The organism is Amycolatopsis circi, assembly GCF_003385235.1.
Taxonomy (GTDB): Bacteria; Actinomycetota; Actinomycetes; order Mycobacteriales; family Pseudonocardiaceae; genus Amycolatopsis; species Amycolatopsis circi.
On the sequence record NZ_PQIA01000239.1, the window covers coordinates 1 to 6,256 of the forward strand.

Here is a 6,256-nt window from a genome sequence, read left to right on the forward strand (position 1 = left end):
CCCTCTCCCTCGGACTGATTTTTCCTTCGCAAGAACAATCATCCCAGGCCAGAGGGCATCTGCGCGTCCAGACACGGCCTACAACACCACAAACACCGGTGGATCCAGGTCAGATTCCCTCAAGGAGTCCTTCACGGCTTTTCCTGGCCCCAGTTTCGGGGCCGCGACGGCGTCCCAGGCCCGCTGTCCGTGAAGGGGCCCCTCACGGCCCCTGATTCCCAATGCCAGGCCCTTAATGCGGCGCTGCGGGAGCGTTGCGGGTTGCGGCTGTCCGTGAGGGGAACCCTGAGGGACTCTGAGTCCCTCAGGGTTCCCCTCACGGACACGAGCAAGCGGCTACGAGGGCATGGGGCGGGCGTTTCGGCGAGGTTGGCGTCCTTGTGGACGGTGGGCAATGCCGAGGTCGCACGGCTAAGTCCCTGGCATTGGACCCTGATTCCCTCAAGGAGTCCTTCACGGACTTCGGCCGTGCTCCAGGCGGCGGGCCAGTCCCGGGGTGTCAGCTGACCAGGGTTTTCCCCGTGCGCACCAGGCTTTCCAGCAGTTCCACCGCACGCCGCGCGGCGGGATGCTCCGCGATCGGCTTCTTCACCGCGAGGCTGAGGTGCCGGACCGGCGACGGCGCGGCCAGCGCGACGGTCGTGAGGCCGTCCGGAAGTTCGTCGATCCCCAGCTCCGGCACGACGGTCAGCCCGATTCCCGTTGCCACGAAAGACATCGCGGTCCGGTAGTCGTGCGTTTCGACGACGAAACTCGGCGAGAATCCGGCTTGCGTGCAGGCGTTGAGGAGAACCTGGCGGCACGGACCTTCCCGCAGGTCGTTGTCGACCCAATGCCGTTCGGCGAGTGCGGCCAGCGGCACCTCCGGTAGCCCGGCCAACGGGTCGTCGAGCCGGACGACCGCCAGGTACGGGTCCTCCGCCAGCCGGTGCACGACGACTGACCCGGGATGCTCGGCTCCGGTTTCCTCCACGAAAATGTCGATGTCCGGGTCGCCCGGTGTGAATTCGGTCAGCATCAGGTCCAACCGCAGCCCGGGAAACTCCGTGCGCAGGGCAGCGACCGTCGGAGCCAGCCACGTCGAACCGGCCGAGCCGAAGTAGCCGATCGAGAGCCGCCCGACGCGTCCGGCGCGCAGTTCGCTGACGACCTGCTCGACTCGGCTGAACGCCTCGAACAGCGCCTCGGCCTCGGCGGCGAGGGTCCGCCCGGCCTCGGTGGGCTCGATGCCGCGGCCGGACCGTTCGAATAGCTGCAGCCCGGTCTCCCGTTGCAGCGTGGTGATTTGCTGGCTCACCGCGGACGGCGTGTAGCCGAGTGCGGCGGCGCTCGCGCGGATCGAGCCTGACGCGACGACTGCGCGCAGAACGCGGAGCCGGGGGATATCCAGCATGCCGCCAACGTACAGCAACCCTTAACGGTCGTACAGAACTCATCGCTTGTGCTGTACAGCGGGGCGAGGCGACGATGGTCCGGTGACCGATCTCGTGGAAACCGTCCAGCCCGCCAGCAAGTCCGACTTCGGCAAGATCGCGGCCGCTGCGGGGCTCGCCGTGGTGCTGTGGGCCTCGTCGTTCGTCGCCATCCGCAGCGTGGGGCACGCGCTGTCCCCGGCACCGCTGGCGCTGCTGCGGCTCGCTGTCGCGGCCGTCGCGCTCACCGGGTTCGCCGTCGTCAAGGGCGCGGTCCGAGTCCGGCTGTCCCGCAAGGCGTTTCTGCTGGTCGCGGCGTATGCCGTGCTGTGGCTGGCCGCGTACACCGTCGTCCTCAACGCGGGGGAGCGGCACGTCGACGCCGGGACTGCGGCGTTGCTGGTGAACCTCGCGCCGCTGATGGTCGCCGTCGCGGCCGGGAAGTTCCTCGGCGAAGGGTTCTCGCGCTCGCTCGTCATCGGCTCACTCGTCGCGCTGGGCGGGGCGGCGTTGATCGCGACCGGAGCCACTGGAAGCAACGACTGGGCCGGCGTCCTGCTGTGCCTGCTCGCCGCCGTGCTCTACGCGGCAGGAGTCATGGTCCAGAAGGTCACGTTGCGGCACGTCGACGGCCTGACCGCGATCTGGCTCGGCTGTGTCGTCGGCACCGTCGTGCTGCTGCCGTGGGCACCGCAGCTGATCAGCGAACTGCAGGTGGCACCCGCCGGGGCGGTGCTCGGCAGCGTCTACTTGGGAGTGTTCCCCACCGCGGTCGGCTTCACCGCGTGGGCGTACGCGCTGCGCCGCACCGACGCCGGACGGCTGACGATGGTGAGCTACGCGGTTCCGGCGATGGCGGTGTTGCTGTCGTGGCTGCTGCTCGCTGAGACGCCGACCGCGTACGGACTCGTCGGCGGGGTGCTGTGCCTGGCCGGGGTGGCGATTTCCCGGCGTCGTTAACGACGTCCCCAGGTCGAAACCAGGGGATAGGACGACACGGTGAACCGCGGATCGGCGAGCACCCGGCGGAACTGCTCAAGCTCCTCCGGCGGCACGCCGTCCGCGGCCAGCTTTTCGGCCAGCTCCACCGAATTCGCGGCCAGCAACCGGATTTCCGGCCCGCCGCCCGGCCACCGCGTCGTCACCCGCGCGCTGCCGACCTCGCGCAATCCGGCCCCGGCGAGCACCTCCGGGAGCCGTCCGGCCCATTCGACGTCGCTGCCCGCGCGTTCGAGCAGGTCCAGGATCCGCCCTTGCACGGAACCGAAAACCGTCGCACTGGTGTCGTCGGGCGTGGCGAGCACGCGCTGCCCGCGCGGCTCGATTTCCTCGAGGACCAGCCAGCCGCCGGGCGCGAGCGCGTCGGCCAGCTTCGCCACCAGCTCGTCGCGCTCCGGGAAGTGGATCAGCACCAGCCGGGCGTGGATCAGGTCGAACTTCCGGTCCGGCACCGGTTCCTCGCGGACGTCGTGGCGCACCGCCGCGGTGTTCGCGGGGAGGTCGGAGAGCAGCCGGGTGTCGAGGTCGGTGGCCAGCACGTGGCCGTCCGGACCGACCCGGGCGGCCAGCCACCGCGCGATCGACCCGCCGCCGGCGCCGATCTCCCAGCAGGACCATCCGGCGCCGGCCCCGAGATCGGCCAGGTGCTGGACGGTCGTCGCGTCGTAGCTGGCTTCCAGCGCGGACATCCGGTCGCTCGCCGGGGCACTCGCGTTGTCGAACGGGTACTCGTCGTCCATTCCGCCACCCTGCCAGCAACCGCTCGGCGGCGCTGGCAGGATGACGGAAGTCTCAGCAGGTTTCGCGGACGTAAGCGGAATCGCCCTTCGGCGTGACGTCCCGGTCGCGGCGGACGACGCTGAGCGTGGCGCCCCACTTGTCGCACGCGTTGCGCAAGCCGTCCTCGGTGTATTCGATGACGATCACGCGGTTGCCGAAATACTGGGTGTACTCGGCGCAATTGTCCTGGTCGCCGCATTCCTCGGCGACGGCGAAGTCCAGCCCGTTGTCCGCCCGCGACGAGGCCAGCTCGGAGGTGTTCTTCTGGCCGATCGCGAGGCCTTTTCCGTGCGCGCGCCGGGAAAGCAGCTTGACGAGGTCCTGGGCGTTCCGCGCGCTGAGCAGGCCCTGGGACCGGGTGAAGCTGTCGTAGTTGTCCGGCTCGACGGCCTGGTAGCCCTTGCCCGCGCACTCGTCGATCCACGCGCCGACCTTGTCCGCGATCCGGCCCCGCTTGTCCGCGGTGCGCAGGTCGAGCAGCGCTTCGTTCCAATCGGGATCCATGACGACCTTGCCGTCGCCGTCGCGCAGGACCAGGTCGCCCCACTCCTTTTCGGCGCCGGGCTGTGCCTGGAAAGCGTTGACGTAGCAGATGTTGTACAGCCCGGCGGCCGCCGGGGCGCTGTGGTCGCGGCTGACGACCTGGACGCCCGCCGGCGGCTGGTAGGGGCCGCCGATCTGATAGTCGAACCCGGCGTGCGGGGTGGGCAGGGGAACGTCTTTGACCTGGCTGTGCGGCGAGGGAAGCGGCGCGCTTTCCGCCGTGCCGCCGGCCCCGAGCGCGCAGGCCGAACTGCCGATCAGCAGGGCGGCCGCTACGGTTCCGCGAGAAATCCGACCAGGAAGCGAAGGCATCTGGTGACTCCAGCGATGGTGAGTACGTCCCCGCCTCGGACGCTGGAGAAGACATCCTGGCGACTGGGGCCGGGCTCGCGGAGAAATCCGCATTACCGGCTGGGCGTACTTCTGGCGCCTGCCCGTCCGGCAGGCACCAGAAGTTTAGCGGACCACCGCGCCGCGCCGTCAAGAGTCGTTAGCTGCCCAGTGTTTTCCGCAATCCCGGCTGGAGCGCATCGCCGTGCGCGAGCACCATCTCGTCGCACAGTTCCCAGATGCGTTCCACTGGAAGCGCGGCCGCGGTGGCGGGATCGGTCATCGCCGCGTGGCGAATGTGGCGGGGATCGTCCTCGATCGCCGCGCGCACCACGAGTTCGGTCGTGCTCAGATAAGTCCGGTTGAGCGCGGCGAGCTGCGGCGGAAGCGCGTTGACGCGCGTGGGGCGGATGCCGGTGGCGTCGGCGAGACACGGCACTTCGACGGCTCCGGTCGCGGGGAGATTCGGGATCAGCCCGCGATTGAGCACATTGCCGTAAACGGTGCGCGGCGTGCCGGTGACGACACTGTGGATGATCTGCGGCGCGTATTCGTTGGTGCCTTCGACGGTGAGCGGTTCGTCGCGCTCGACGGCCTGGCGAGTGCGTTCGTATTCGGCCTCGTTCTCGGCCACGACGTCCAGGTACGCGCCGATCGGCAGCCGCAGCCGTTCGATTTCGCCGGCATGGCCGAGATACCACGGCACGTATTCGGACGAGTGCTCGCTGGTTTCGGTCGGGTAATAGCCGAGCCGCCGGAACATGTCGAACCGCACGCGCCGCCGCAGCTGCGGATCCTCGGCGAGTTCGGCGAGCCGCGGGTACAGATCGTTGCCCTGGTGTTCCAGGCGCAGGATCCAGGCCTGGTGGTTGATGCCCGCGGCGTGATAAGTGACCTCGGACAGCGGCACTTCCAACAGCGCGGCCAGGTCGTGCACGGTCCAGTACACCGAATGGCACAGGCCGACGACGCGGTCCGAGCCGAGCGTTTCGGAGAGGTACTGCACGTTCATCGCCATCGGATTGGTGTAGTTCAGCAGCCACGCCTGCGGGCACACCTGCGCGATGTCCTCGCCGAGTTCGCGCAGGAACGGGAAAGTGCGCAGCGCGCGGAAAATCCCGCCGACGCCGAGCGTGTCGCCGATCGTCTGCTTCACGCCGAAGCGAGCCGGAATGTCGAAGTCGACGCGGGTGGCCTCGCCCATTCCAATTTGGACCATGTTGACGACGAAGTCCGCGCCCTCCAGGGCTTCGCGGCGGTCGGCGTGCGCGGTGAGGGTGGGCTTGGCTCCGCGGGTTTCGGCGATGCGACCGGCCGCCGCGTGCGCGATGCGGAGGCGTTCCGGGTCGATGTCGTGCAGCGCGACGTGGACCTCGGCCAGTTCGGGGTAGGCGAACAGGTCCGCGAGCAGGCCCTGGGTGAACACGACGCTGCCGGCGCCGATGAAGGTGATCTTGGTGGTCATGCGCTTTCCGTTTCGGTGAGATTGAGATCGTTCCAGGTCGGTTGGCCGTCGATCCCGCCGCGCGAGAGCGTCGAACGGCCGCCGCCGGTCACCCCGGCCCGCAGCGCGTCGCGGAGCGACAGCCCGCGCAGCGTCGCGGCGAGGAACGCGGCGTTGAAGCTGTCCCCGGCGCCGACGGTGTCGAGCGGGGTGATCGGAGACGCGGGAACTGTGACGGTTTCGCCGCGGTGGTGGGCAATCGCGCCGTCGGCGCCGTTCTTGACGACGACAGTCGGACCCGGTGCGGCGAGGTGTGCGGCGGCTTCGAGCAGGCTGGATTTTCCGGACAGCTGCAGCGCTTCGGCGGCGTTGGGCAGGAGGTAGTCGGTCTCCTGAAGTACCAGAGGGATGCCGCTGGGATCCCACTGCCGCGCTGGGTCGTCGTTGGTGTCCAGCGAGGTGGTCGCGCCGTGCGCCCGGGCGGTGCGGAACAGCTCCGGCAACCCGGCGGCCAGCTTGGGCATCAGGAAGTACGACGAGGCGTGGACGTGCCGGGCGCTCGCCAGCAACTCAGCGGGGACGTCCGCCGCCGACACCGCGTCCAGCACTCCGGAACTGGTGATGATGGCCCGGCTGTCGTCGCGGGTCAGGATCGCGGTGAGCGGGGTCGGCAGCGTCGGATCCACCGTGAGCGCCTGGGTGTCGGCGCCGCGGTCGTCGAGGATGTCGCGGACGAATCGACCGGCGG

6 protein-coding genes are annotated in these 6,256 nt (G+C 69.3%); 1 reads left to right on the forward strand and 5 read right to left on the reverse strand.

Translation table 11 applies throughout. The annotated features are described in order from the left end of the window. Positions 1-499: 499 nt before the first annotated feature. On the reverse strand, positions 500-1,393 hold the full coding sequence (locus D0D37_RS45220) for a LysR family transcriptional regulator (RefSeq protein WP_116206718.1): 894 nt from the start codon (positions 1,391-1,393) through the stop codon (positions 500-502). An 82-nt stretch (positions 1,394-1,475) separates the two neighbouring features. Between D0D37_RS45220 and D0D37_RS45225 the strand changes: the two genes are divergently transcribed. After that, positions 1,476-2,372 (forward strand): DMT family transporter, encoded by an 897-nt coding sequence (locus tag D0D37_RS45225; protein WP_167493657.1) that lies wholly within the window; start codon positions 1,476-1,478, stop codon positions 2,370-2,372. Here D0D37_RS45225 and D0D37_RS45230 read toward each other — a convergent pair. From D0D37_RS45230 to D0D37_RS45245, 4 genes are all read right to left on the reverse strand, one after another. Continuing rightward, complete coding sequence (locus D0D37_RS45230) at positions 2,369-3,151, reverse strand: class I SAM-dependent methyltransferase (RefSeq protein ID WP_116206720.1); 783 nt, start codon at positions 3,149-3,151, stop codon at positions 2,369-2,371. The genes D0D37_RS45225 and D0D37_RS45230 overlap by 4 nt on opposite strands. Positions 3,152-3,203: 52 nt before the next feature. Then, complete coding sequence (locus D0D37_RS45235) at positions 3,204-4,046, reverse strand: endo alpha-1,4 polygalactosaminidase (RefSeq protein WP_116206721.1); 843 nt, start codon at positions 4,044-4,046, stop codon at positions 3,204-3,206. Between the two features lie 178 nt (positions 4,047-4,224). Then, positions 4,225-5,529 carry an alpha-glucosidase/alpha-galactosidase gene (melA, locus tag D0D37_RS45240; protein WP_116206722.1) on the reverse strand — a complete coding sequence of 435 codons (1,305 nt, stop codon included), beginning with the start codon at positions 5,527-5,529 and terminating at the stop codon, positions 4,225-4,227. Further along, positions 5,526-6,256 (reverse strand): carbohydrate kinase family protein (locus D0D37_RS45245; protein ID WP_116206723.1); only part of this gene is annotated, 731 nt, incomplete at its 5' end. The genes D0D37_RS45245 and melA, both read right to left, overlap by 4 nt.

What these genes read in the sequence shown, in the direction of transcription:
- D0D37_RS45230 (WP_116206720.1), bottom strand. Translation starts at nt 3,151, where the DNA reads ATGGACGACGAGTACCCGTTCGACAACGCGAGTGCCCCGGCGAGCGAC.
- D0D37_RS45235 (WP_116206721.1), bottom strand. Translation starts at nt 4,046, where the DNA reads ATGCCTTCGCTTCCTGGTCGGATTTCTCGCGGAACCGTAGCGGCCGCC.
- melA (WP_116206722.1), bottom strand. Translation starts at nt 5,529, where the DNA reads ATGACCACCAAGATCACCTTCATCGGCGCCGGCAGCGTCGTGTTCACC.
- D0D37_RS45220 (WP_116206718.1), bottom strand. Translation starts at nt 1,393, where the DNA reads ATGCTGGATATCCCCCGGCTCCGCGTTCTGCGCGCAGTCGTCGCGTCA.